24 protein-coding genes and 2 tRNA genes are annotated in these 25,996 nt (G+C 67.8%); 11 read left to right on the top strand and 15 right to left on the bottom strand.

Annotated elements, in window-relative coordinates; all coding sequences use genetic code 11:
- The first annotated feature begins 108 nt into the window (after positions 1-108).
- From ACFWF2_RS08885 to ACFWF2_RS08855, 7 genes are all read left to right on the top strand, one after another.
- A complete protein-coding gene (locus ACFWF2_RS08885; RefSeq protein WP_189031822.1) occupies positions 109-576 on the top strand; it encodes an FHA domain-containing protein in 468 nt (155 codons plus the stop codon).
- Positions 573-2,021 (top strand): PP2C family protein-serine/threonine phosphatase, encoded by a 1,449-nt coding sequence (locus ACFWF2_RS08880; RefSeq protein ID WP_379306114.1) that lies wholly within the window; start codon positions 573-575, stop codon positions 2,019-2,021. The genes ACFWF2_RS08885 and ACFWF2_RS08880 overlap by 4 nt, the downstream gene beginning before the upstream one ends.
- Positions 2,021-3,493: an FtsW/RodA/SpoVE family cell cycle protein gene (locus ACFWF2_RS08875; RefSeq protein WP_379306112.1), complete on the top strand. Its 1,473-nt coding sequence runs from the start codon at positions 2,021-2,023 to the stop codon at positions 3,491-3,493. The genes ACFWF2_RS08880 and ACFWF2_RS08875 overlap by 1 nt, the downstream gene beginning before the upstream one ends.
- A complete protein-coding gene (locus ACFWF2_RS08870; RefSeq protein WP_379306110.1) occupies positions 3,490-4,956 on the top strand; it encodes a peptidoglycan D,D-transpeptidase FtsI family protein in 1,467 nt (488 codons plus the stop codon). The genes ACFWF2_RS08875 and ACFWF2_RS08870 overlap by 4 nt, the downstream gene beginning before the upstream one ends.
- A gap of 37 nt (positions 4,957-4,993) precedes the next feature.
- Positions 4,994-6,529, top strand: coding sequence for a protein kinase (locus ACFWF2_RS08865; protein WP_379306108.1), 1,536 nt, complete (start codon positions 4,994-4,996; stop codon positions 6,527-6,529).
- Positions 6,526-8,430, top strand: coding sequence for a Stk1 family PASTA domain-containing Ser/Thr kinase (pknB, locus tag ACFWF2_RS08860; RefSeq protein ID WP_379306106.1), 1,905 nt, complete (start codon positions 6,526-6,528; stop codon positions 8,428-8,430). Before ACFWF2_RS08865 ends, pknB begins: the two co-directional genes overlap by 4 nt.
- 98 nt (positions 8,431-8,528) lie before the next feature.
- Positions 8,529-8,948, top strand: a complete 420-nt coding sequence (locus ACFWF2_RS08855; RefSeq protein WP_379080992.1) for a CBS domain-containing protein — start codon at positions 8,529-8,531, stop codon at positions 8,946-8,948.
- 3 nt (positions 8,949-8,951) lie between these two features.
- Here the strand turns inward: ACFWF2_RS08855 and ACFWF2_RS08850 are convergent, their stop codons facing one another.
- The 3 genes from ACFWF2_RS08850 to ACFWF2_RS08840 form a co-directional block, all read right to left on the bottom strand.
- Positions 8,952-9,419: a deaminase gene (locus tag ACFWF2_RS08850; RefSeq protein WP_379306103.1), complete on the bottom strand. Its 468-nt coding sequence runs from the start codon at positions 9,417-9,419 to the stop codon at positions 8,952-8,954.
- Between the two features lie 153 nt (positions 9,420-9,572).
- Positions 9,573-10,250, bottom strand: a complete 678-nt coding sequence (locus ACFWF2_RS08845; RefSeq protein WP_379306101.1) for a RibD family protein — start codon at positions 10,248-10,250, stop codon at positions 9,573-9,575.
- Positions 10,247-10,909, bottom strand: a complete 663-nt coding sequence (locus tag ACFWF2_RS08840) for an aminodeoxychorismate/anthranilate synthase component II (protein ID WP_378849978.1) — start codon at positions 10,907-10,909, stop codon at positions 10,247-10,249. Before ACFWF2_RS08840 ends, ACFWF2_RS08845 begins: the two co-directional genes overlap by 4 nt.
- Before the next feature lie 93 nt (positions 10,910-11,002).
- Here ACFWF2_RS08840 and crgA point away from each other — a divergent pair, with 93 nt between their 5' ends.
- Positions 11,003-11,266: a cell division protein CrgA gene (gene crgA, locus ACFWF2_RS08835; protein ID WP_189031801.1), complete on the top strand. Its 264-nt coding sequence runs from the start codon at positions 11,003-11,005 to the stop codon at positions 11,264-11,266.
- A 103-nt stretch (positions 11,267-11,369) separates the two neighbouring features.
- A complete protein-coding gene (locus ACFWF2_RS08830) occupies positions 11,370-11,816 on the top strand; it encodes a PH domain-containing protein (protein WP_379306146.1) in 447 nt (148 codons plus the stop codon).
- 78 nt (positions 11,817-11,894) lie between these two features.
- Here ACFWF2_RS08830 and ACFWF2_RS08825 read toward each other — a convergent pair whose 3' ends face one another.
- Positions 11,895-12,422 (bottom strand): peptidylprolyl isomerase, encoded by a 528-nt coding sequence (locus tag ACFWF2_RS08825; protein ID WP_379306098.1) that lies wholly within the window; start codon positions 12,420-12,422, stop codon positions 11,895-11,897.
- Between the two features lie 68 nt (positions 12,423-12,490).
- Between ACFWF2_RS08825 and ACFWF2_RS08820 the strand changes: the two genes are divergently transcribed.
- Complete coding sequence (locus ACFWF2_RS08820; RefSeq protein WP_189031790.1) at positions 12,491-12,667, top strand: hypothetical protein; 177 nt, start codon at positions 12,491-12,493, stop codon at positions 12,665-12,667.
- Positions 12,668-12,671: 4 nt separating this feature from the next.
- Here the strand turns inward: ACFWF2_RS08820 and ACFWF2_RS08815 are convergent, their stop codons facing one another.
- On the bottom strand, positions 12,672-13,466 hold the full coding sequence (locus ACFWF2_RS08815) for an ABC transporter permease (protein ID WP_379306144.1): 795 nt from the start codon (positions 13,464-13,466) through the stop codon (positions 12,672-12,674).
- Positions 13,467-13,525: 59 nt separating this feature from the next.
- On the bottom strand, positions 13,526-14,527 hold the full coding sequence (locus ACFWF2_RS08810; protein ID WP_379306096.1) for an ATP-binding cassette domain-containing protein: 1,002 nt from the start codon (positions 14,525-14,527) through the stop codon (positions 13,526-13,528).
- A gap of 604 nt (positions 14,528-15,131) precedes the next feature.
- Between ACFWF2_RS08810 and ACFWF2_RS08805 the strand changes: the two genes are divergently transcribed.
- Entirely contained in the window at positions 15,132-16,709 is a 1,578-nt protein-coding gene (locus ACFWF2_RS08805) for a serine hydrolase (protein ID WP_379306094.1), read from the top strand.
- Here ACFWF2_RS08805 and ACFWF2_RS08800 read toward each other — a convergent pair.
- The 9 genes from ACFWF2_RS08800 to recF all read right to left on the bottom strand — a co-directional run bounded on the left by ACFWF2_RS08800 (position 16,699) and on the right by recF (position 25,991).
- Positions 16,699-17,607: an acyl-CoA dehydrogenase gene (locus ACFWF2_RS08800; RefSeq protein WP_379306092.1), complete on the bottom strand. Its 909-nt coding sequence runs from the start codon at positions 17,605-17,607 to the stop codon at positions 16,699-16,701. The genes ACFWF2_RS08805 and ACFWF2_RS08800 overlap by 11 nt on opposite strands.
- A gap of 5 nt (positions 17,608-17,612) precedes the next feature.
- Positions 17,613-17,685, bottom strand: a tRNA-Ala gene (locus ACFWF2_RS08795).
- 34 nt (positions 17,686-17,719) lie between these two features.
- Positions 17,720-17,827: a DLW-39 family protein gene (locus tag ACFWF2_RS08790; protein WP_211359241.1), complete on the bottom strand. Its 108-nt coding sequence runs from the start codon at positions 17,825-17,827 to the stop codon at positions 17,720-17,722.
- 29 nt (positions 17,828-17,856) lie between these two features.
- Positions 17,857-17,930: transfer RNA gene (locus ACFWF2_RS08785), tRNA-Ile, on the bottom strand.
- Positions 17,931-18,067: 137 nt separating this feature from the next.
- Positions 18,068-19,102 carry a DUF3566 domain-containing protein gene (locus ACFWF2_RS08780; protein ID WP_379306090.1) on the bottom strand — a complete coding sequence of 345 codons (1,035 nt, stop codon included), beginning with the start codon at positions 19,100-19,102 and terminating at the stop codon, positions 18,068-18,070.
- Between the two features lie 39 nt (positions 19,103-19,141).
- Positions 19,142-21,652 (bottom strand): DNA gyrase subunit A, encoded by a 2,511-nt coding sequence (gene gyrA, locus ACFWF2_RS08775; protein ID WP_379306088.1) that lies wholly within the window; start codon positions 21,650-21,652, stop codon positions 19,142-19,144.
- Between the two features lie 59 nt (positions 21,653-21,711).
- Entirely contained in the window at positions 21,712-23,745 is a 2,034-nt protein-coding gene (gyrB, locus tag ACFWF2_RS08770) for a DNA topoisomerase (ATP-hydrolyzing) subunit B (RefSeq protein WP_379306086.1), read from the bottom strand.
- Between the two features lie 373 nt (positions 23,746-24,118).
- Positions 24,119-24,655 (bottom strand): DUF721 family protein, encoded by a 537-nt coding sequence (locus tag ACFWF2_RS08765; protein ID WP_379306084.1) that lies wholly within the window; start codon positions 24,653-24,655, stop codon positions 24,119-24,121.
- A gap of 139 nt (positions 24,656-24,794) precedes the next feature.
- Entirely contained in the window at positions 24,795-25,991 is a 1,197-nt protein-coding gene (gene recF, locus ACFWF2_RS08760) for a DNA replication/repair protein RecF (RefSeq protein ID WP_379306082.1), read from the bottom strand.
- Positions 25,992-25,996 lie beyond the last annotated feature (5 nt).

The following is a 25,996-nucleotide window of genomic DNA, read 5'->3' as shown; positions in this document are numbered from 1 at the left end:
CACACGCACGGCCCCGACCTCGGGGCCCGCAAGCCAGCACGCTGGTGGGGGTAATTCGCCCCGCACCTGCCGTACCGACGTACCCGGGCGAACAGGAGGTGGAACGCCGTGCAGGGATTGATCCTGCAATTGACCCGCGCGGGGTTCCTGCTGCTGCTCTGGTTGTTCGTCTGGGCCGTCCTGCGGACCTTGCGCAGCGATATCTACGCGGCATCCGGCATCCGGATACAGCCCAGGGCCGCACGCGGTTCCGCGGTGCTGCCTTCCTTCAGCCGAGGCCAGAAGGGCGCCAAGTATCTAGTGGTGACTCATGGTTCACTCGCCGGCACTCGAATCACCCTCGGCACGCAGCCGGTCCTCATCGGCCGCGCCGACGATTCGACGCTGGTACTCACCGACGACTATGCCTCGACCAGGCACGCGCGACTCTCTCAGCGTGGTGACGACTGGTACGTGGAGGACCTCGGCTCCACCAACGGCACTTATCTAGACCGCGCGAAAGTCACCACCGCCGTCCGCGTTCCGCTCGGTACTCCTGTCCGGGTCGGCAAAACTGTGATCGAGCTGCGATCGTGACACTTGTTCTGCGCTACACCGCGCGAAGCGACCGGGGCCTCGTCCGAGGCAACAACGAGGATTCGGTCTACGCGGGCGCGCGCCTGCTGGCCCTCGCCGACGGCATGGGTGGCCACGCCGCCGGAGAAGTCGCCTCCCAGTTGATGATCGCCGCGCTGGCGCATCTGGACGATGACGAGCCGGGCCAGGACATCCTCGGCAAGCTCGACCGGGCGACCCGCTCCGGCAACGCCGCCATCGCCGATCACGTCGAGGCCGAACCCGAACTCGACGGCATGGGCACCACGCTCACCGCCATCCTGTTCGCCGGCGGCAAGCTCGGCATGGTGCACATCGGCGACTCGCGCGCCTACCTGCTGCGCGACGGCGAACTCGCCCAGATCACCCGCGACGACACGTTCGTGCAGTCGCTGGTCGACGAGGGCCGGATCACGCCGGAGCAGGCGCACACCCATCCGCAGCGGTCGCTGATCATGCGCGCCCTCACCGGCAACGAGATCGAGCCGACGCTGATCATGCGCGAAGCACGCGCCGGTGACCGGTATCTGCTGTGCTCCGACGGCCTTTCGGACGTGGTGAGCGACGAGACCATCGGCAACACCATGCGCGAGGGCAACACCGACGAGTGCGCCGACCGCCTCATCGAGCTGGCGCTGCGCAGCGGCGGGCCCGACAACGTCACCGTCGTCGTCGCCGACGTGATCGATCTCGACTACGGCCAGAGCCACCCGATCGTCGCGGGCGCCGCCTCCACCGAGGAGGAGGAAGATTCCCCGCCGCCGAACACCGCGGCCGGCCGGGCCGCCGCGATGCGCCCGCCGCGCGCGCAACCGCGCCGGGCCGCCGCCGCACCGCCGCCGCCGGAGCCCAAGTCGCACAAGCTGCGCTGGCTGCTGCTCTCGCTGGCGCTGATCGCCGCGGTCGTGGTCGGACTCGTGGTCGGCTACAAGATGATTCGCAGCAACTACTACGTGGGCGCCGACAACGACGGGGTGGTCGTGATGCGCGGGCTGCCCGGTTCGATCCTCGGCTACTCGATCCACGATGTCGAGCTCACCGGCTGCGTCAACAGCAAGGGCGAGCTGACGCTGATCGAGGCGGACAAGACGGCGCCGGCCGGCTGCAAGAAGCTGATGGTCAGCGATCTCAAGCAGACCGGCCGCGACCAGGTCCAGAAGGGCCTGCCGCCGGACTCGCTGGACAAGGCGCGCGACAGCATGAAGATGCTGGCGCGCAACGAACTGCTGCCGCCCTGCCCGAAGAAGGAATCGGTGCCGCAGCCGGGCGTGCTGCCTACCGAGCAGCCGCCTGCGATCCCCGGTGGCGCACCGACCCCCGGCCCTGATCAGCCCGCGACGCCGACCCCGACCACCCTGGCCCCGACGACAACCGTCCCCACGACAACTCCGCAGATCTCAGGGGAGAACTGCCGGGTGACGGACTGATGTCCGCACCGGCACCGCCGTCGGCTGGGGCTTTCCCCAGCCCCCCTGGCGGATTCGCGCCAGCACCACCCCCGTCGACGCGACGCAACCAGGAGTTGCTGTTGCTGGCGGGGGCGGCGGGGATCACGACGGTGGCGCTGTTCATCGTGGAGGCGAGCCAGGAACAATCGGTCACCTGGGACATCGTCAAGTACGGGCTGGCGTTCCTCGCGCTGTTCGGGATCGCGCACCTGGCCGTGCGGCGGTTCGCGCCGTTCGCCGACCCACTGCTGCTGCCGATCATCGCGCTGCTCAACGGTTTGGGCCTGGTGCTGATCCACCGGCTCGACCTCGCGGACGCGCAGAAGGCCGTGTACGACTCGAGCCCGATCCCCTCCCCCGACGCCAACCAGCAGATCATGTGGACCGGCCTGGGCATCGTGGTGTTCATCACCCTGCTCATCGTCTTGCGGGACTACCGCACGCTCGCGCGCTACACCTACACCCTAGGCCTGGTCGGCCTGGTCGCGCTGGCGATTCCGGCACTGCTGCCCAGCCGGTTCTCCGAAGTCAACGGCGCCAAGATCTGGATCCGGCTGCCCGGATTCAGCGTGCAGCCGGGCGAATTCGCCAAGATCCTGCTGATCGTCTTCTTCGCGGGCGTGCTCGTTGCCAAGCGTGATCTGTTCACCGCGGCGGGCAAGCACTTCCTCGGCATGGAGTTCCCGCGGCCGCGTGACATGGGCCCGATCCTGATCGTGTGGGTCGTCTGCATCGGCGTGCTGGTCCTCGAAAAGGACCTCGGCACTTCGCTGCTCATCTTCGGCACCGTGCTGGTGATGATCTACATCGCCACCGAGCGGGTGGGCTGGCTGGTCATCGGCGGCGGGCTGCTCGCGCTCGGATTCGTCTTCGCCTACCAGCTTTTCGGGCACGTGCGCGTGCGCGTGGACACCTGGCTGCATCCGTTCGACGACTACCACAACACCGGGTACCAGATCTCGCAGTCGCTGTTCGGTTTCGCGACCGGCGGCCTGGCCGGCACCGGGCTGGGCAGCGGACGCCCGCAACAGGTGCCCTTCGCCAAGACCGACTTCATCGTCACCACCATCGGTGAGGAGCTCGGCCTGATCGGGCTCACCGCGGTGCTGATGCTGTTCCTGATCTTCATCGTGCGTGGGCTGCGGACCGCGCTTGCCGTGCGCGACAGCTTCGGCAAGCTGCTCGCGGCAGGCCTGTCGTTCACCATCGCGATCCAGATCTTCGTCGTCGTCGGCGGCGTCACCAAACTGATCCCGCTCACCGGCCTGACCACGCCGTTCATCTCCTACGGCGGTTCGTCGCTGCTGGCGAACTACGCGCTGCTCGGGCTGCTGATCAAGATCTCCGATGCCGCCCGCGCGCCCGCACCGGCGCGCAAGCGCGGCCCGGCGCCGATCGCCGAAGCGCCGACCGAGATGTTCCGCAGGTCGGAAGGCAGGGCGAGCGAATGAACACTCCGCTACGTCGCGTCGCCGTCGCCGTGATGGTGATGGTGGTCGCGTTGCTCGTGAACGCGACCTACCTGCAGGTGGTCAAGGCCGACGATCTGCGCAGCGATCCGCGCAATGTGCGCGTGCTGCTCGACGAGTACGCACGCCAGCGCGGTCAGATCTCCGCGGGCGGCACCGTGCTCGCGAGCTCGGTCGCCACCGACGACCGGTACAAGTACCTGCGCCAATACCCGAGCACCCCGCCCGCGTTCGCGCCGGTCACCGGCTTCTACTCGATGCAGTACGGCAAGACCGGCCTCGAGCTGGCCGCGGACCCGCTGCTCTCGGGCAACGACTCGAGCCTGTTCGGCCGCAGGCTCATCGACATGTTCGCGGGCCGTGACCCGCGCGGCGCCAACGTGCTCACCACGATCAACCCGCTGATGCAGCAGGTCGCCTACGAGCAGATGACCGCCAAGGGCTACACCGGCGCCGTCGTCGCGATCGAGCCGAGCACCGGCAAGATCCTGACGATGGTCTCGACCCCCAGCTACGACCCCAACGAGCTGTCGGGCCACGACGGCGCCGCGGGCCGGGCCGCGTGGGAACGGCTCAGCACCGATCAGAGCCAGCCGATGCTCAACCGCGCCGTCTCGCAGACCTACCCGCCCGGGTCGACCTTCAAGACCATCGTGACCGCGGCCGCGCTCTCCAACGGCGTCGCCGGTCCCGACGACCAGTTCACCGCGGCGCCCAACATCACCCTGCCCGGCACCAGCACCACGCTGGAGAACTACAACGGCAGCACCTGTGGTGACGGGCCGACCGCCAGCCTCTACGAGGCGTTCCGGCGCTCCTGCAACACCGCGTTCGTCGAACTCGGTGTGAAGGTCGGCGCGAGCGCGCTCAAGGACGAGGCCGCCGCGTTCGGCATCGGCCCGCACCGCGGTGTACCGATTCCGGTCGCCGAGTCGACCGTCGGCCCGATTCCCGACAACGCCGCCCTCGGCCAGTCGAGCATCGGCCAGCGCGATGTCGCGGTCACCCCGCTCGACGTCGCGGTGGTCGCCGCGACCATCGCCAACGGTGGGACCAGGATGCAGCCGTACCTGGTAGACCAGACCCAGGCGCCGGACCTGTCCGAGCTCAGCAAGACCAAGGCGGTCTCGGTCGGACAAGCCGTGAGCCCCCAGGTAGCGTCGACCCTGACGAATCTGATGGTCGCCTCGGAGGCCAATACCGCCGGCGGTGGCCGGTCGCCGTACCAGATCGCCTCCAAGACCGGCACGGCCGAACATGGCAGCAATCCGCGTAACACCCCGCCGCATGCGTGGTATATGGCGTTCGCGCCCGCGCAGAACCCGAAGATCGCCATCGCGGTGATCGTCGAGAACGGCGGCGACCGGGCGCTGGCGGCCACCGGTGGTTCGGTGGCCGCTCCGATCGCCAGGTCGGTGCTGGATGCCGGCCTGGCAGGGGGCTGAACGAAATGAGTGTGCGAGTGACAACACGGGGGCCCCGATGCTGAACAACGGCGCCATGATCGCCGACCGCTACCGCCTGCAGCGGCTCATCGCCACCGGCGGTATGGGCCAGGTGTGGGAAGCGATGGACACCCGTCTCGACCGGCGGGTCGCGGTCAAGGTCCTCAAGACCGAGTTCTCCGCCGACCCGACGTTCCGTCAGCGGTTCCGGACCGAGGCGCGCACCACCGCGCAGCTCAACCACCCCGGGATCGCGGGCATCTACGACTACGGCGAGACCACCGACCCGTCCGGCGGCGAGACCGCCTACCTGGTGATGGAGCTCGTGCAGGGCGAACCGCTCAACGCGGTGCTGAACCGGATGGGCAGGCTCTCGGTCGTCCAGGGTCTGGACATGCTCGAGCAGACCGGCCGCGCACTCGAGGTCGCGCACGCCGCCGGCGTCGTGCACCGTGACGTGAAGCCGGGAAACATCCTGGTGACTCCGACCGGCCAGGTGAAGATCACCGACTTCGGCATCGCCAAGGCGGTCGACGCCTCGCCGGTGACCAAGACCGGCATGGTGATGGGCACCGCCCAGTACATCGCGCCCGAGCAGGCCGTCGGCGAGGACGCCACCGCGGCCAGCGACGTGTACTCCCTCGGCATCGTCGGCTACGAGGCGCTGGCAGGAGTGCGCCCGTTCACCGGTGACGGCGCCATCACCGTCGCGATGAAGCACGTGCGCGACGCGCCGCCGCCGATGCCCGCCGATCTGCCGGCCAATGTGCACGAGCTGATCGCGATCACGATGGCCAAGGATCCGAGCCAGCGCTACAGCAGCGGCGGCGAGTTCGCCGACGCGGTCGCGGCGGTTCGGGCCGGTCACATGCCACCCCCGCCCGCGGGTGTCGGCCCGTCGATGACCGGGGCGACCCGTGTCCTGCCGCCCGGCCCGACCACGGTGATCCCGGCCGCCGCGGACTACGACGGCGCGACCATGCGCTTCGGCCACCAGGCGCCGCAGCCGATCACGCCCGGCGGCGGTTACACCGGCCCGGCGACGCAGGCCGCGGCTGCGGCCGCCGTCACGCCCGAGACCAGGAACAACAACCAGAAGTGGCTGATCGCGCTCGGCATCGGCGCGCTGGTGCTCGGTGGCGGTGTGCTGTGGCTGCTGTTCGGCGGTGAGCCGAATCGCGGCACCGGCACGACGACCACCACGGTGCAGACCACCAAACCGCTGCCCACGCCGGTGACCACCACCAAGCAGCTGCCGCCGGTGATCGAGCCGCCCAGCGAGGCGCCGACGACCACGCAGCCGCCGCGCCCGACGACCACCACCGAGGAGCCGCAGCCCACCACGACGGAACCGCCGGTCACGACGACGCAGCCGCCGACCAAGACGACCAAGCCCGAGCCGACCACCACGGCCAAGACCACCAAGCCGACCACCACCAAGCCGGCGGAGGGTACGACGACGGTCAACGGACGTCCGCGGCTGCCCACGCTCGACCTGCCGTTCCCCGACGCGCCGAACGCGCTCGGCCCGAAGATCACCGTCGACAACACTCCGTCACAAGGACAACCATGACCACCCCGAAGAATCTCTCCTCGCGGTACGAGCTGGGCGAGATCATCGGGTTCGGCGGCATGTCGGAGGTGCACAGGGCACGCGACGTGCGGCTCTCGCGCGACGTCGCGATCAAGGTGCTGCGGGCCGATCTGGCCCGCGATCCCACGTTCTACCTGCGGTTCAAGCGGGAGGCGCAGAACGCGGCCGCGCTGAACCATCCGGCCATCGTCGCGGTGTACGACACCGGCGAGGCCACCGTCGACGGCGGGCCGCTGCCCTACATCGTCATGGAGTACGTCGAGGGCGACACCCTGCGTGACATCGTCCGCGGCAAGGGCCCGCTGGCGCCGCGCAAGGCGATGGAAGTCGTGGCCGACGTGTGCGCCGCGCTCGATTTCAGTCACAAGGCCGGGATCGTGCACCGCGACATGAAGCCGGCCAACATCATGATCAACCGCGCCGGTGCGGTGAAGGTGATGGACTTCGGTATCGCCCGCGCGATCGCCGACAGCTCCAACCCGATGACCCAGACCGCCGCGGTGATCGGCACCGCCCAGTACCTCTCGCCGGAACAGGCGCGCGGCGAGACCGTCGACGCCCGATCCGATGTGTACTCGGTCGGCTGTGTGCTGTTCGAGATCCTCACCGGGCAGCCGCCGTTCACCGGCGATTCGCCGGTCGCGGTCGCGTATCAGCACGTCAAGGAGGATCCGCCGCTGCCGTCGTCGGTCAATCCCGGCGTGCCGCGCGAACTGGATTCGGTGATCCTCAAGGCGATGGCCAAGAACCCGGCCAACCGGTACCAGACGGCCGCGGAGATGCGCGCCGACCTGATCCGGGTGCTCGGCGGGCAGAAGCCGATCGCGCCGATGGTGATGAACGACGAAGATCGCACCACCATCATGGATTACGACGACGAGCCTTCCCCGCGGACGTTCCGTGATCGCCGCGACGACACCTCCGAGCAGGCCGCGCTCGCGCCGCCCGCCGAGGGCCGTAATCGCACCGGTCTGATCGCGCTCGGTGTCGCCGCCGCGCTCGCGGTGGCCTTCGGATTGTTCTGGGTGCTGGTCGGGCCGGGTAGCAAGCCCGGCCAGGTCGCCGTGCCCGATGTGTCGGGTCAGCCCTCCCAGCAGGCGCAGACCGCGTTGCAGAACGCCGGGTTCAAGGTCGCCGTGCTGCAGAAGCCGGACGGCAAGGTGACGCCGGGCAATGTCATCGCGACCCAGCCGCTCGGCGGTTCCCGGATCGACGAGGGCAGCACCGTCACCCTGCAGGTCTCGACCGGTCCCTCGCAGGTCCAGGTGCCGCGGCTGGCCGGTCTCACGCAGGCCGAGGCCGAGCAGAAGCTGAATTCGATCGGGCTGCAGCTGAACCCGAACGTGGCGCGCAAGGCGTCGAGCACCGCCGAGACCGACAAGGTGATCTCGCAGGAGCCGAGCGCGGGGGTGCGGGTCGACATCGATCAGCCGATCGTCGTCACCATCGGTTCGGGACCGGAGCAGATCAGGGTGCCGACGGTGGTCGGCCAGGACATCGCTGTCGCCCAGCCGAATCTGGTCGACAGCGCGGGGTTCAAGGTCGAGATCCAGGAGGTGAAGTCGACCGCGCCGAGGGGGCAGGTGCTCTCCACCAACCCGGCCGGCGGCAGCACCGCGGAGAAGGGCTCGACCATCACCGTGCAGGTCTCGGCCGGTGACCGGATCATCGTCCCCGATCTGAGCGGGCTCACCCCGACCCAGGCGCAGGAACAGCTGCGCGCGGTCGGCTGGACGGGTCAGCTCAGCCAGACCACGGTGATCACGCTCGACGGCAGTGCGTCGGGCAAGGTCGTCGGGCAGAGTCCGGCGGCGGGGTCCTCGGTCACCATGACCAGCAATGTCGTGCTGCAGGTAGGTGCTTCACCGATTCCGCGCTGAGGTCTCGATTGCGTGGAGAACCTACCCGCCGCGGCGCGGCGGGCGCAGAATGAGGCTGCTTCATCCCAACCAGCAACGCTGAACGAGGAGGTAGCCCTATGACCACGGCCAGGGACATCATGAAGCCCGGTGCGCAGTGGATCACCCGCGGCGACACCGTATCGACCGCCGCGACGGCGATGGCCGATCTCGGCGTCGGATCGCTCGTCGTCGCCGATGACGACGAACGCATGTGCGGCATCATCACCGACCGCGACATCGTCGTGAAGTGCATCGCGCTCGGTTTGTCCCCCGAAACGACGACCGCGGCCGAACTGTGCGAGTCGACTCCGCGCTGGGTCAGCGCGGACGCGGATGTGGAAGACGTGCTCGACCAGATGGAGAGTCATCGGGTCAAGCGGATGCCGGTGATCGAGAACAAGCGGCTGGTCGGCATGATCAGCGAGGCCGATCTGGCCAGGCACCTCGACGACAATCAGCTCGGCGAGTTCGTGACCGCCATCTACGGGCGGCCCTGAGCCTCAGCTCAGATCGAGGTGCGTGTTCATCGACATGGCCTCCTCGGCCAGGTCGGTGAGCTCCACTACGCGCACACCGTGCTTGCGGAGTTTGTCCACACCCTCGCACGCGGCGACGAACAGGCTCGGCTCGCGCCAGGCGATGACGACGGTCGGGATACCGGCGGCCAGGATCCGGTCGGTACACGGCGGTCGGCTCGCCGTGGCGCGGGTCGAGCACGGTTCGAGCGTGCTGTAGATCGTCGCCCTGGTCAGCCGTGGGTCGCCGGGGTCGAGCTTGTTCAGCGCCGATTCCTCCGCGTGCACCTTCTCGTCGGTCTCGCGCGACCAGCCGGTCGCGATCTCCACCCCGTCGGCGACGATCACCGCGCCCACCGAGTAGGCCGTTGTGCTGGGCGGACAGTTCCTGGCCAGGTCGATCGCCCTGTGCATGAATCGGTGGTCGGTGCTCTCGGCACTGTCTGCGCTCATCGAATTCCCCTGCTGGTCGGGAGTTATCCACAACTGTCGCATGATGTGGAGTCGGTCATGTTCAGGTGTGCAGCGATTCGTTCGACAAACTGTGGACAGTGATATTTCCGCAGGTCGGTCCCATGATTTCGAACACAGGACCGGTTAGCGAACTCACTCGTCCGCGTCGCCGACCAGGTACTTCAGCACAGCGACATCCCCAAGTTGTTCCACACCCGCCAAGCGCAGCCGGCGTTGTGCACCGCCGGGGAACTCGGCGGGGCCGACGAACCGCGGCGCTGCGGGGTCGCCGACCAGGATCGGCGCGATCGCGAGCCGGATCTCGTCGACCAGGTCGGCGGCGAGGAACCCGGTGTGCATCCCGGTGCCGCCCTCGACCATCAGCCTGTGGATACCGCGCTCGCCGAGATCGTCGAGCAGCGCGGACAGCGCGAGTTCGGGGCCGAGCGCGACGACTTCGGCCAGTCGAGCCAGCCGGTCACCCAGCGTCGCCGCGCCCGCGTCGGAGGTATAGACGAGTTTGTCGCCGCCTGAATGCCAGAAGCGCAGCTCGGGATCGAGCTCACCGGAGGCGGTGACGGTGATCTTGACCGGATACTCCGGCTTACCCGCCGACACCCGGTCGGCCCTGCGTTCGGCGCTGTTGACCAGCAGCCGGGGATTGTCGGCGCGCAGCGTCTGCGCGCCGATCAGGATCGCGTCGGACTCGGCCCGCACCTGGTCGACCCGGTCGAAATCCGCGCTGTTGGACAGCAGCAGCCGCTGGGCGCTCGTGTCGTCGATATAGCCGTCCAGGCTGGCAGCCACCGACAGCAGTACATATGGCCTCACTGGGTCACCAGCGCGGCGACCTCCGCTTCGAGCGCCGACACCAGTGCCTCGGCGGGGCGCTGCCCACACACCTCGAGCCAGTTGGCCAGCATCCGGTGCCCGCCCTGGGTGAGCACCGACTCGGGATGGAACTGCACGCCGTGGATCGGCAGCGTGCGGTGGCGCATGGCCATCACGATCCCGCTTTCGGTGTGGCCGACGACCTCCAGCTCGTCCGGGATCGTCTCGGGCAGGACGGTCAGCGAGTGGTAGCGAGTGGCGGTGAACGGGTCGGGCAGGCCGGCCAACACGCCCGAGCCGAGGTGGAACACCTGGCTGGTCTTGCCGTGCAGCAGCTCCGGCGCCCGGTCGACCGTGCCGCCGAAGGCCTCGCCGATGGCCTGGTGCCCGAGGCACACGCCGAGCAACGGCACCTGATGCTTGGCCGCCGCGTGCACCAGCGGGATGCTGGCGCCCGCCCGGTCGGGGCTGCCCGGCCCCGGGCTGACGAGCACGCCGTCGAAGGTCCCGCCCTCGTCGCCGCGGGTGAGCAGGGTGTCCAGGTCGGCGAGGCGCTGGTCGTCGTTGCGCCAGACCACGGCCTCGGCACCAAGCTGGCCGAGGTACTGCACCAGGTTGAACACGAAGCTGTCGTAGTTGTCGACGACCAGAACACGCATGCGTCGAGAGTACGTGGCGACCCCGTAGGTCGTCGCATCCAATACCTGGTGGGATAGCCTAGTAGTTACCTGTATTCCGAATTCGAGGACGTCATGCCCAAGTCCAAGGTCCGTAAGAAGGCCGACTACACCCCGAGCCCTGCCAGCCGCACCCCGGTGAAGGTGAAGGCGGGCCCGTCGCCGGCTTGGTACGTCGCGATCATGCTTGGTTTCATGCTGGCAGGCCTCGTCTGGCTGCTGGTGTACTACCTGGCCGCCGAGCAGATCGGCTGGATGAACGATCTCAACGCGTGGAACTTCCTGATCGGGTTCGGCCTGATGGTCATCGGCCTGATCATGACCATGCGATGGCGCTGACCAGCAGGTACGCGCCGGATTACACCGGTGTTATTCATGCACACCTGTGGATGAAGCTGTGGACAACTCGAGGAGCAATGGGGGACGAGGCCGCGTGAACGCTGTGGATTCCGCAGGCGGCACCTCGTGGACAACTCCCACCGCTGGTCTGGTCGCCGTCTCCGGCGGTGGCCTGATCCTGGTCGTGGCCGCCGTGCTCGCCCAGGACGGACCGAGCAGGCTGCTCGTCGGCCTGGCCGCGGTCGCCGTCCTGGGGATGGCCGTGCTCGGTTTCCGGCAGCGCCCCCGGTTGACCATGGTGTCCGGCCCCGCGCCGCGCCTGGTGGTCGGCACGCTCACCGGGCCGAAGGAGTACCCGCTCGACCGCATCGACCGGATCCGGATGGTCTCCTACCGCCGCCTCGGCCGGAAGTCGGCGATGCTCGAGATCGACGTCCAGCACGAGGGCTCGGAGCGGCTGCTGATCTTCGGCCGCTGGGATCTCGGCACCAATCCGCACGATGTCTACGACGCGCTGGTCGTCAACGGCTTCGCCGCGGTGGCCGACTGAGCCCGCAACGTTTCACGTGAAGCAAAGAACTCCCCGTCGCGCAGTGCGCGGCGGGGAGTTCTGCTGTGTACTGCTCGATCAGCCGATGCTGATCGAGGAGATCACGACCGGCTCCTCCGGGCGATCGTTGCGATCGGTCTTCACCGCGGCGATCGCGTCGACGACTTTGCGCGAATCGGGATCGACCACCTCACCGAAGATGGTGTGCTTGCGATTCAGGTGCGGCTGCGCGCTGACGGTGATGAAGAACTGCGAACCGTTGGTGCTCGGCCCCGCATTGGCCATGGCCAGCAGGTAGCCGCGGTCGAAGCGCAATTCGGGGTGGAACTCGTCGCCGAATTCGTAGCCGGGCCCACCGCGGCCGGTGCCGGTCGGGTCGCCGCCCTGGATCATGAACCCCGGCATCACCCGGTGGAAGACGGCGCCGTCGTAGAACGGGCCAGCCTCGGTACCACCGGCGTTCTCGGTGGTGTAGGGCGCGCTGCCGTCGGCGAGACCGACGAAATTGCGCACCGTCTTCGGAGCGTGGTTACCGAAAAGCGCGATCTTGATATCGCCGTGGTTCGTGTGCAGCGTCGCCACGGCCGTCTGATGGGGTGAGGTCACGCGAATATGGTGCCACGGGCCCAGTGTGACGCCGGGAACCTGATGGGAGCGTCTCGTAGAGTGGTCGTATGAAGCTTCGTAACCCGCTCATCGCGTCCCTCGCGATCGCCGGGGCAGGCGCCCTGGCCCTGCTGGCCCGCAGCAAGCGTCCGCAACTTCCCGAGCCCGCTGCCGAACCGCCGCGCCTCGGCTACTCCCGCAACGGTGCCGCGCCGGCCCCCGTCTCGGAGACCGGCGCGCACTGAACCGTCAGCGGCTGACGGACTTCTTGTACTGCACCTGAGCCAGCGGCACGAACACGATCAGGATCACCACGATCCACATCAGCGTCGTGGCCACCGGGTGCTGCATCGGCCAGGCATCCGAGGGCGGACCCAACGGGTTGGTGTTGCCGAACAGGTCGCGCACGGCCTGGGTGAGCGCGGAGACCGGGTTCCATTCGGCGAAGACGCGCAGCGGCCCCGGCAGGCTTTCCAGCGGCACGAACGCGTTCGAGATGAACGTCAGCGGGAAGATCACCATGAAGCTGGCGTTGTTGAACACCTCGGGCGCGCGCACAAGCAGTCCGACGACCGCCATGATCCACGACAGCGCGTAGGCGAACAGCAGCATCAGCGCGTAGGCGAGCACCGCGTCCAGGAACGACCCGCGGATCCGCCAGCCGACGATCAGGCCGGTCAGCGACATGACGACCAGGCTGACGATATTGATCACCACGTCGCTGATCGTGCGGCCGACCAGCACCGCCGACGGCGCCATCGGCAGTGACCGGAACCGGTCGATGATGCCCTTCTGCATGTCCTCGGCCAGGCCCGCGCCCGTGAAGGTGGCGCCGAAGACCACGGTCTGCGCGAAGATGCCCGCGATCAGGAATTCGCGATAGCCGCCCGCGACGCCCTCGATCTGGATCGCCGAGCCGAAGATGTAGGCGAACAGCAGCACGAACATGATCGGCGACAGCGTCGTGAAGACCAGCACGTCGGGCACGCGCTTGATCTTGATGACATTGCGCTTGGCGATGGTGACGCTGTCGCTGACGACCATCGAGAGCCGTTCACCGAGCCCGGGGCCCCGCACGTCCACCGCCTTGTTCAGCGTGGTGCTCATCGGTTCAGTCCTTCCTCGGCTCCGACGGTCTGCGCCGCGGCATCGCCGTTGACCAGTTCCTCTGCCTCGTGCCCGGTGAGGGTGAGGAAGACGTCGTCGAGCGACGGTCTGCGCAGCGCGACGTCGTTGATCTGCACCTTCTGCTCGGTGAGCCTGCCGATCGCGGTGACCAGGTCCTGCGAGCCGTTGGCCACCGGGACGGTGACCCGGCGCAGGCCCGGTTCGAGGTGGATCTCGCCGTCGGCCAGCCCGGCCAGCGCCTGCTGGGCAGGCCCGAGCTGATCGGCGGTGGCGACGGTGAGTTCGATGCGGTCGCCGCCGACGATGGCCTTGAGTTCGTCGGCGGTGCCGCGGGCGATCACCTTGCCGTGGTCGATGACGGCGATCGAGTCGGCCAGCCGATCGGCCTCGTCCATGTATTGGGTGGTGAGCAGCAGCGTGGTGCCGCCCGCCACGAGCTCCTCGATGACGTCCCACAGGTCGAGCCGGGCACGCGGGTCCAGACCGGTGGTCGGCTCGTCGAGGAACAGCACCGGCGGGTTGGCCACCAGCGCGCCCGCCAGGTCGAGGCGCCTGCGCATACCGCCGGAATAGCCCTTCACCGGCCGGTCGGCGGCGTCGGAGAGGCGGAAACGGTCGAGCAGTTCGCGCGCGCGTTCCTTACTGCGCTGCGTGCCGAGGTGATAGAGCCTGCCCACCATTTCGAGATTCTCGAATCCGGTGAGGTATTCGTCGACGGCTGCGTACTGCCCGGATGCGCCGATCCGGGAACGCAGGGCCTGGGGATTGCGGAGCACGTCGATCCCCGCGACGGTGGCACTGCCCTCGTCGGGGATGAGCAAAGTGGTGAGAACGCGGACAGTCGTGGTCTTTCCCGCGCCATTGGGGCCGAGAAGTGCGGTGACGGTACCTTCCGGAACGGCCAGATCCAGCCCGTCCAGGGCGACGAGCTGCCCGTACCGTTTGACCAGACCCTCGGCGACGATTGCGTCGGGCATGATTCTCCTGATGTCGTGGTTCAACGCTGTTGCCCCAGTATTGCGGTACCCACCGACAAGTCGCATCCCCTTTTGCCCGCCGTCGGGTACCCCGATGTACAGATTTGTTCGACATGCCGAGCTGTTGCGACACGCGACGAATCGGACGGATTTTCCGGCCGTGCCGTGAAAGGCAAGCCCCCGGTATCCGGGGCACGGACACAGGTACGACGAGAACCTGTTCACCGGCATTTTTTCGTAAAACGTTGCGTACCAGCCTTTTCCACGCGACGTAAGACAACTGTCGGGTGCTCGACCAGCGGAACCGCCGCCCCCAGCGCCTGATGCGGACACCCACTCCGCCCATGGTCGCCGAAAATTTTCGGAAACTGGTTCGTTGCGCGTACACGAATTCCGCCCGCATCGCGTAGGATCGTTCACGTCGGCCCCTCCCCCCCGGGCCGACCCTACGCGGGCCTCGGCTAACTCCCCCCCTTCGCCGAGGCCCGCTCCCCATTTTCCGGCAAGGTGCAGCTCGAGCTACCGGTGCGTACACCCGGTAGCAGATCGTCACAGTCCAGCCACGTTCCCGCGATCAACCCGCAACCAGGTCTATCGTCTGCCCATGGTGCCTGCCAAGGGTGCGATCGCGGCGCTCGTCGTTTCGATGGCTGTCGTTGTCGGCTGCAGCGGAGAAGCCGGCGACGAGCACACCGTCGCGACCACCACCGAGCAGCTGCCACCGAACCAGGTCGCCGCGGTCGCGCTCCCCGACGACGCGGTCGACAAGGCGGTGGCGAAGCTCGACGAGCTGGCCACCTCGCTCATGGACAGCAGCCGCATCCCCGGCATGGCCGTCGCCGTCGTGCACGGTGGGAAGACCGTGTATGCCAAGGGCTTCGGCGTCCGCGAGGCAGGCGGCCAGGACAAGGTCGACGCCGACACCGTCTTCCAGCTGGCCTCGGTGTCGAAATCGGTGGCGGCCACCGTCGTCGCCCACCAGGTCGGCAAGGGCACGGTCGAGTGGGAAACACCCGTGGTGTCGAAGCTGTCGTCGTTCGCGCTGGCCGACCCGGCCACCACCGCCCAGCTCACCATCGGCGACCTGTTCGCGCACCGCAGCGGCCTGCCCGACCACGCGGGTGACCGGCTGGAGGACCTCGGCTACGACCAGGCCGCGATCCTCGACAAGCTCCGCCTCGAGCCGCTCGACCCGTTCCGGATCACCTACCACTACACCAACTTCGGTCTCACGGCAGGCGCCGAGGCCGTCGCCGCCGCGGCGGGCACCGCCTGGGACCGGCTCAGCGCCGACACCCTGTACACCCCGCTCGGCATGTCCGCCACCAGTTCCCGCTTCGTCGACTTCCAGTCGCGCCCGAACCGCGCCGTCGGCCACGTGAACGTCGACGGCAACTGGGTCGCCGGACAGGTCCGCAACCCCGACCCGCAGTCCCCCGCGGGCGGTGTCAGCTCCTCGGTGAACGACATGGCCCGCTGGCTGGCGATGGTGCTCGGCAACGGCGCGTCCAACGGCACGACCATCGCCGAGCCGGACGCGCTGCTGCCCGCGATCAGCCCGCAGGTGATCTCCTCCCCCGCGTCATCGCCGGAAGCACGGGCTGGCTTCTACGGGTTCGGCTTCAACTCTTCGACGTCGTCCGCAGGCCGCACGGCCTACAGCCACTCCGGTGCGTTCGCGCTCGGCGCCGCGACCAACTTCCTGGCGATCCCGTCCGCCGACGTCGCGATCGTCGCGCTCACCAATGCCGCGCCGATCGGCGTGCCGGAGGCGCTGACCGCCGAGTTCGGCGATCTCGTTCAGTTCGGCGAGATCCGCGAGGACTGGCGCGGCATCTACCAGGCCGCGATCGCTCCCATCAACGATCCGGTCGGCGACCTGTCCGGCAAGTCCGCGCCGGCGAATCCGGCCGCGGCCAAGCCGCTACCGAGCTACGCGGGCACCTACGCCAACGAGTACTGGGGCCCGGCCACGATCGCCGAGGACGACGGCGCCCTGGTCCTCACCCTCGGCCCGGCCCAGCGCCGATACCCGCTGCGGCACTGGGACGGCGACACCTTCGCCTTCGAGCTGAGCGGCGAGAACGCACCGCCCGGCAGCGTCTCCTCGGCGATCTTCGACAACGGCACGCTCACCCTCGACTACTTCGACGAGAACGGCCTCGGGAAATTCACCCGGTGACCTCGACCGCGCGCCACGCCGCGGCGAGCCGCAGCGCCCTGACCTTGCCTGCGACCCCGAGCAGGGGTTCGTCGCGCTCCCACCGGCTCCTGGTCTCGGGGTCGACCAGCTCCCACAGCGGCGCGAGCTCGGCACGCAGACGCGTCAGCCGCTCGAAGACGCCACCCAGCGCGATGTGCACGCCTGCCGAACCCGGGTCCTCGGTACTCACGCCACGCACGGCCGCAAACAGGGCCAGCAGCTGTTCTACGGCCTCGGCGGGCCATGGTGCTTGCCGGGCAACCCGGACGAGCTGTCCGAGCACAGCGGCGACCACATGCAGATCTTCGACGGTGCGGAACGGCTTGAGGTAGTCGGCGTAGCCGTCACCGGGCAGCAGCTCGCCGGGCGCGGCGTCGAAAGTGACGGTGGCGTGCGGGATCTCCGGGGCGAACGGCAGCGCGGGCAGCGGCGTCACCACGGTGCCGGGTCCGGCCTGCACGAGCACCGCCCGCAACTCGGCGCGGCCGTCGGCCTGCTCGCCCGAACGGGCGATCACCAGGAAGCTGGTGGCGAACTCGCCGAGCGTGGCGAAGGATTTCGTGCCGGTGACAGCGCCGTCGGCGGTCACGGTGGTAGTCATCGACGACGGCTTGGCGCCGTTCGCCTCGGTCGCGCACATGGAGGTCAGCCCCGCGAAACCGAGCGTGGGAACCAGCGCGTGCAGCGCTTCCTGATAGCCGCCGAGAAAGGCCGTACCTGTTCCGGCACTGTCGAATCCGGCGACGGCCGCGCGATCGATCGAACTCGCGAAGGCGGCGCTGCGGGCGCGATGCTGTGCCGCGATCGCGGCGATATCGGTCGAGGTCGACTCGACGGGAGCTGCGGTGAGCAGAAAATCGAAAACCGAGGAATTCACAGAAGTGGAGCCTAGGGGAATCGAACCCCTAACCCCTGCCTTGCAAAGGCAGTGCTCTGCCAATTGAGCTAAGGCCCCTTGCTGGCTTGGTGAAACCAGTTGGCAACCCGAATCAGCGGGTGGTGACCTCGCGCCAGAGGTCTGCGTCATCGCGCTTGCGGAATTTGGTGATACCGATGAGAACCGCGATCACGACACCGACCGTGAGGACAATCTTCATGATTCCCACCCTACTGTGATGTACGGGAGTGGGCCTAGGAGGACTTGAACCTCCGACCTCTTCGTTATCAGCGAAGCGCTCTAACCGCCTGAGCTATAGGCCCGTACTCGTTTTCGGCCCCCTGCCGGAGCAGTGAACCGCAACGAGGAACGAGGTTACCCTACCCGGCCGCTGTTAGCCAAAACGGCCGGTCAGGCCCCTTTTTGCGGGGCTGACCGGCCGTCGGGGCAGGACCGATTTCTAGTCCGGATCGGCCAGGGTCACCTGGATGCCACCGACCAGATCGCAGCACTGGTTGTAGATGAACACACCGACCGTCGCCAGCGCGGTGAACAGCACCACGTTGATCAGGCCGATGACGCCGGCGTAGCCGAATACCGTGCCCGCGTCGATCAGGTTCGTCGAGCCGCCCTCCTGGTTGAACATCTCGCCCAGCGAGCTGTCCAGGTTGTCCCACACGCCCATGCCGGCGAGCACGATGTAGAGCAGGCCGACGGCCAGCATCCACACGAAGAACAGCGCGATGCTGATCACCAGGGTGATCTTCAACGTCGACCACGGATCGATCCGGCGGATCTGCACCGTCGCGCGTAGCGGCTCACCCGACGCGGCCGCGGCGATGGCCACCGGCACCGCCGGCGAGACCGACGCGGGAGCGGCGGCCCTGGCACCCGGACCAGGCTGCGGCGGAATATGAGCCATCGGCAAGCCGGGCGGAGCAGGCGGCGCGTCGGGCGTCGGATGCCGCACCTCGGACAGATCGGGCATGTCCTTGACCAGTTCCGGACGGGCGATGCTGCGGGTCGGCCCGTCGATGCCGACGGACTTCACCATCGCCGCTTCCTTGCGGGCCGCCTTGGCCGCCAGGTCGGCCGTGGTGCGGGCGTTGGACGAGCCACTGCCCTTCAGCCCACCCGCCGGCGCGGGCGCCCCGGTCGACGGACGGCCCTGGCTCGGCGCCTCGCCCGGCCGGTACAGGTTCGACTGCGGCTCGCGCTGCGGCAGCTGCGCCCACCCGTCCTGGTAGGGCGACGATTTGCCCTTCCCGTTGCCCGCGGGAGGCCCGTTACCAGCGGGCGGCGTGGGTTCGGTACCCATCCGCACGGTCGACTGGTCGAACGATTCGCCCCCCGCGGCACCGGATTCCGGCGCCGCGCCCTCGGCCGGACCGCCCTGGCGAGGGATCGGCCGCGGCTGGATCGGAGACGAGGCAATCCGCTCGGTGACGCCGTTGGTCTGGTTCCGATCGTCATTCGACTGATTCGGTGTGGTCAATGGAATCCTCAGATCCGTTCGTTGCCGCCGCTGATTGGGTTATTGCTCCGAAGCCGCGTCGCCGGTGAGCTGATCGGGATCGGGCTCGTCGGCGTTGCGCGCGATCGCTAGCAAGGTATCGCCATCCGCGAGGTTCATCAATCGCACGCCCTTTGTCTGGCGTCCGGCTTTACGAACTTGCTTGGCTGCGGTGCGGATGACGCCACCACTGGAAGTGATCGCGTACAACTCGTCCTCGTCGTCGACGATGAGCGCACCGACCAGGCTGCCACGCTTCGGGTCGTACTGAATTGTCAATACGCCTTTTCCGCCACGACCCTGCGCGGTGTACTCCTCGATCGCGGTGCGCTTGGCGTAGCCGCCCGCGGTCGCCACCAGCAGATAGGTGTCCTCGCGAACCACGTTGAGCGAGAGCAGTTCGTCGTCGGCGTTGAAGCGCATGCCCTGCACACCGGAGGTGGCGCGGCCCATCGGGCGCAGCGCCTCGTCGGTCGCGGAGAACCGGATCGACTGGCCGTGCGCCGAGACGAGCAGCAGATCGTCGTCGGAGGAGCACAGCACCGCGCCGACCAGTTCGTCGTCGTCGCGCAGGTTCACCGCGACGATGCCGCCGGAGCGGTTGGAGTCGAAATCGGTGAGCTTGGACTTCTTCACCAGGCCCGCGCGTGTCGCGAGGACCAGGTACGGCGCGTCCTCGTAGGTCTTGAGCTGGATGATCTGGGCGATCTTCTCGTCCGGCTGGAACGCGAGCAGGTTGGCCACGTGCTGGCCGCGCGCGGTCCGGTTGGCCTCGGGCAGCTCGTAGGCCTTGGCCCGGTAGACCCGGCCCTTGTTGGTGAAGAACAGCAGCCAGTCGTGGGTCGACGACACGAAGAAGTGCTTGACGATGTCGTCCTGCTTGAGGCCCGCGCCCTGCACGCCCTTGCCGCCGCGCTTCTGCGACCGGTACAGATCGGTCTTGGTGCGCTTGGCGTAGCCGGTCTCGGTGATCGTGACGACCACGTCCTCGCGGGCGATCAGGTCCTCGTCGGCGACGTCACCGTCGCTGGCGATGATCCTGGTCCTGCGGTCGTCGCCGTACTTCTCGACGATCTCGGCCAGCTCGTCGCGCACGATCGCGCGCTGGCGCTCCGGCTTCTCCAGGATGTCCTTGTAGTCGGCGATCTCGAGCTCGATCTTGGCCAGATCGTCGATGATGCGCTGACGCTCCAGTGCCGAGAGGCGGCGCAGCTGCATGTCCAGGATCGCGGTCGACTGGATCTCGTCGATGTCGAGCAGCTGCATCAGGCCGGTGCGCGCGGTGTCGGTGTTGGCCGAGCGGCGGATCAGCGCGATGACCTCGTCGAGCAGGTCGAGCGCCTTGACCAGGCCGCGCAGGATGTGGGCCCGCTCCTCGGCCTTGCGCAGCAGGTAGCGGGTGCGCCGGACGATGACTTCCAGCTGGTGGTCGACGTAGTACCGGATCATCTGATCCAGGCGCAGCGTGCGCGGCACGCCGTCGACGATCGAGAGCATGTTCGCGCCGAAGCTGGTCTGCAGCTGGGTGTGCTTGTACAGGTTGTTCAGCACGACCTTGGCGACCGCGTCGCGCTTGACCGTCACCACGATGCGCATGCCGACACGGTCGGAGGACTCGTCGTGGATATCGGAGATACCCGCGATCTTGCCGTCCTTGACCTGCTCGGCGATCGAGTTGATGAAGTTGTCGGTGTTGACCTGGTACGGCAGCTCGGTGATGACGATCTGGGTCTGACCGCGGCTGCCCTCCTCGATCTCCACCACACCGCGCATGCGGATCGAACCGCGGCCGGTGGTGTAGGCGTCGTGGATGCCCTGGCTGCCGACGATCAGGCCGTGGGTCGGGAAGTCCGGGCCCTTGACCCGTTCCATGCACGCGGCGAGGGTGGTTTCCTCGTCGGCGTCGTAGTTCTCCAGCGCCCAGTAGATGGCCTCGGCCAGCTCGTTGAGGTTGTGCGGCGGGATGTTGGTCGCCATGCCGACCGCGATGCCGTTGCTGCCGTTCATCAGCAGGGCGGGCACGCGGGCGGGCAGCACAGTCGGCTCCTGCGAGCGACCGTCGTAGTTGGGGACGAAATCGACGGTCTCGCTGTCGATGTCGCGCAGCATCTCCATCGCCAGCGGCGTCAGGCGGCACTCGGTGTATCGCATTGCGGCCGCGCCGTCGTTGCCGCGGGAGCCGAAGTTGCCCTGGCCGTCGACGAGCGGATAGCGCAGCGACCAGGGCTGGGCCATGCGCACGAGGGTGTCGTAGATCGACGCGTCGCCGTGCGGGTGGTAGTTACCCATGGTCTCGGCGACCGGACGGGCCGACTTCACGTAACCGCGGTCGGGGCGGTAGCCGTTGTCGTACATCGCGTAGAGCACGCGCCGGTGCACCGGCTTGAGGCCGTCGCGCACATCGGGCAGCGCGCGGCCGACGATCACGCTCATCGCGTAATCGATGTAGCTGCTCTGCATTTCGTTCTGGATGTCGACCGGTTCGATCCGGTCGCCCGCACCACCGGAGGGCGGCAGCGTGGTCTCAGTCATCAAATCTCCTTCGAGGGCCTGACATGCTTCACGGGCGCGCGCTTACGGCGCTGCACCGGTTACACGTCGAGGAAGCGGACGTCCTTGGCATTGCGGGTGATGAAGCTGCGACGTGCCTCCACGTCTTCGCCCATGAGCACGGAGAACAGCTCGTCGGCCGCGGCCGCGTCGTCGAGCGTCACCTGACGAAGCACCCGCACCGAGGGATCCATGGTGGTTTCCCACAGCTCCTTGGCGTTCATCTCGCCCAGACCCTTGTAGCGCTGGACGCCGTCGTCCTTGTTGATCTTCTTGCCCGCGGCCAGGCCTGCCTCGATCAGCGCGTCGCGCTCGCGGTCGGAGTAGGCGAACTCGGGATCCGAACGCATCCACTTGAGCTTGTACAGCGGCGGCTGGGCCAGGTACACGTGACCGTGCTCGACCAGCGGGCGCATGAACCGGAACAGCAGCGTGAGCAGCAGCGTCGCGATGTGCTGGCCGTCGACGTCGGCGTCGGCCATCAGGACGATCTTGTGGTAGCGCAGCTTCGCGATGTCGAACTCGTCGTGGATACCGGTGCCGAACGCGGTGATGATCGACTGGACCTCGTTGTTCTTGAGGACGCGGTCGATGCGGGCCTTCTCGACGTTGATGATCTTGCCGCGCAGCGGCAGGATCGCCTGGTACATCGAGTCGCGGCCGGACTTGGCCGAGCCGCCTGCGGAGTCACCCTCGACGATGTAGATCTCGCACTTGCCCGGATCCTTGGAGCGGCAGTCGGCCAGCTTGCCTGGCAGCCCGCCCAGATCGGTGGCCGACTTGCGGCGCACCAGCTCACGCGCCTTACGGGCGGCCATGCGTGCCTGCGCCGAGGACACCGCCTTCTGCACGATGGTCTTCGCGTCGGCCGGGTTGGCCTCGAACCAGTGCTGCAGGTGTTCGTTGCAGGCGCGCTGCACGAACGACTTGACCTCGGTGTTGCCCAGCTTGGTCTTGGTCTGGCCCTCGAACTGCGGCTCGCCGACCTTGACGCTCACGATGGCGGCCAGGCCCTCGCGGATGTCGTCGCCGGTGAGGTTGCCGTCCTTCTCCTTGAGGAGCTTCTTCTCCTTGGCGTACTTGTTGACCACCGTGGTCAGCGCCGCGCGGAAGCCCTCTTCATGGGTGCCGCCCTCATGGGTGTTGATCGTGTTGGCGAAGGTGTGGACCGACTCGGAGTAGCCCGAGTTCCACTGCATCGCGACCTCGAGCTCGTGGCCGGTGCCCTTGCCGGTGAAGCCGACGACCGAGTTGTGGATGGCCGACTTGGTGCGGTTGATGTGGCGGACGAAGTCCACCAGGCCGCCCGGATAGTGGTAGGTGCGGGTCTTGACCTTGTGCTCGACCGGCGCCTGGACACCGTCCTCGACGTGCTTGGGCGCCTCGGCGGTATCGCTGACGATCTCGTCGATGACGTCGGAGTCGGTGACCCGCTGGTCGGTCAGCGTGATGGTCAGGCCCTTGTTGAGGAAGGCCATCTCCTGCAGGCGGCGCGCCACCGTCTCGAAGTTGTAGGTGGTGGTTTCGAAGATCTCCGGGTCGGCCCAGAACCGGATCGTCGTGCCGGTGCGCTGAGTCGGCTCGCCCTGGATCAGCTTGCCCGGCTTCGCGTCCTTGTACACCTGGGTCCAGTGGTAGCCGTCGTTGTCGATCTCGGCTTCCAGCTTGCTCGACAGCGCGTTGACCACCGAGATACCGACGCCGTGCAGACCACCGGAGACAGCGTAGGAGTCGGAGTCGAACTTGCCGCCCGCGTGCAGCTGCGTCATGACGACCTCGACGGTCGGGATGCCCTGCGCGTGCATGCCGGTGGGGATGCCACGACCGTCGTCGACGACCTCGACACCGCCGTCCTCCAGCAGCGTGACGTCGACCCGGGTCGCGTAGCCGGCCATCGCCTCGTCGACCGAGTTGTCCACAACCTCCCAGATCAGGTGGTGCAGACCGCGTTCACCGGTGGAACCGATGTACATGCCAGGGCGCTTGCGCACCGCTTCCAGGCCCTCGAGGACCGTGATGGAGGAGGCACCGTAGCCCTGCTTGTTGCCCGATGCGTTGGAGTCGTTGGCAGCCACTTGTCGGTAGCTCTCCTTACTTGCTGATCCCTGTCGCAGCGATCGGGCAGCACGCGGACTGCACAGCACGCGTCGAGGGTTCGCCGCTGGTTACGTCACCATCCTACTGGTAAGCCCAACTTACAGTGCACCTACGACACCCCTGACGCCGCCGTGAATGCGAGAAATCGGCCTACCGCGACAAGCGTCCGCCTTCCGGAGATTTCCGCCCGCCAGAACTGGCGTGAGACTTGCGTTCGGCGGTTCCACGTGAAACGCGGTCGACGGCTTTCGCCTCCGGTTCGAGTTATCCACAGGTTTTGTCCACATGTACAAAACTCCGTGGCCTGAGAGCGGCGCCGCCGCAAGGCAACTCACCCTGGTCACCGTCCGGCTACCCGTAGGTATCGCGCGGACCGCGTCCTTTGACGTGCCGCTCGCCCTTGCGCCAGCTCGGCGCGGCGGGGCCGGTGATCCGCAACTGAGTGACGACGCCCTGGCCGACCGCGGCATTGATCTTGGCGAGGATCTGCCCCTGGAGCATGCGCAGCTGGGTCGCCCACGCGGTGGACTCGGCCGCGATCTTGAGCACACCGCCCTCCAGCGTCACCGGCGTTGCGTGCGAGGCGATGTCCTCACCGACCACGCTCGCCCAGCGACCGAACACCATGCCCTCGGCAACCTTGCCCGACCAGCCACGACTCTTCGCGATCGAGCCGGTCAGAGCCGACAACAGCTGGGGATCACGGGGATCGGGACCCGCACCGGACCAGCCCGTGCGCCTGCGTCCACCCGCGCGCAACTTGCGCACCGGTGACGCCCGGCCCTGGCCGACCGACTTACCGCTGGCCTTGGCCGCGGCCCGTGCCTCCTCCAGTGCGCGCCGGGCGAGGTCGATCCCGCGCAGCTGCTGTTCCGGCTCTTCGGTCACCTCGGTTCCGCCTTCCGGTGTCGATACTGGCCGAGTGCGGAGGAGAGTCTACGCCGGGGCGCCGACAGTCCCGCCGAGACCGATCCGGCATATGTCCAGCATGTTGCCGGTTTTCCACAGGCGCTGTTGATAACTATCGCTATCTGTGCATATCTTCGGATTGTTCGGCCGGTTCGGTGACGATCATCGAGGTACGCCGGTCGGCTTCGCCGGTTGTTTGCACACGCAGCGGTTCGGCGGCGAGTTCGGCGGGCACGTCCTCGGCCACCGCGGCGGTGATGAGCACCTGCTCCGCCCCGGCGGCGACCTCGGCCAGCGCGGTACGCCTGCGCCGATCCAGCTCGGCGAACACGTCGTCGAGCAGCAGCACCGGCTCGGTGCCCGCACTGCGCAGCAGCTCGAACGAGGCCAGCCGCAGTGCCAGCGCGAACGACCAGGACTCGCCGTGACTGGCGAATCCCTTGGCGGGTGCGCTGCCGAGCAGCAGGTCGAGGTCGTCGCGGTGCGGGCCGACCAGGCACACCCCGCGCTCCAACTCCCTGTTCCTGGCTGTGGACAACTCACGCAACACGATCTCGTGCAGCTGCTCGGCATCGTCGGCCGCGGGCTCCCTGGCCGGGTCGAGCAGCTCCGGCGGCAGGTACCCCGACCGGTAAGCGATTGCCGCAGGACGTGATTCGGGCGCGATCGACCGATAAGCCTGTGCGAGATACGGATACAGGTCGTGGACCAGCCGTAATCGCTGCGCGAGCAGCACCGACGCGTGCTCGGCCAGATGCCCGTCCCACACGTCGAGTGTGCTCAGATCGGCACGCGAACGCACATGGCGCCCAGCGGTTTTCAACAGGGCAGAGCGTTGCCGCAGCACCTTGTCGTAGTCGGCGCGCACGCCGGCGAGCCTGGGCAGCCGGGCTGTGCACAACTCGTCGAGGAACCGTCTGCGCTCCCCCGGGTCGCCGCGCACCAGCGCCAGATCCTCCGGCGCGAACAGCACGGTCTGCAGAATCCCCAGGATCTCCCGCGACCGGCGCACCGGTGAACGGTTGATCTGGGCACGATTGGCGCTGCCCTGTTTGAGCTCGACGTCGACGCGCAGTTCGCGGCCCAGATTGACCACGGTCGCGCCGATCCTGGCCTGCGTCGCGCCCATCCGGATCAGCGGCGCGTCGGCGGAGACCCGGTGCGAGCCGAGGGTCGCCAGATAGCCGATCGCCTCGAGCAGGTTGGTCTTGCCGTTGCCATTGGCCCCCAACAGCACCGTGCGCCCTGGGGACAACTCGAGCTCGGCGTGTTCCCACGACCGGAAATCACGGACCGACAGCGCACGAATGAACATGCCGG

Source organism: Nocardia sp. NPDC060259 (assembly GCF_042728775.1).
Classification (GTDB): domain Bacteria; phylum Actinomycetota; class Actinomycetes; order Mycobacteriales; family Mycobacteriaceae; genus Nocardia.
This window is presented reverse-complemented; position numbering and strand designations above follow the sequence as displayed.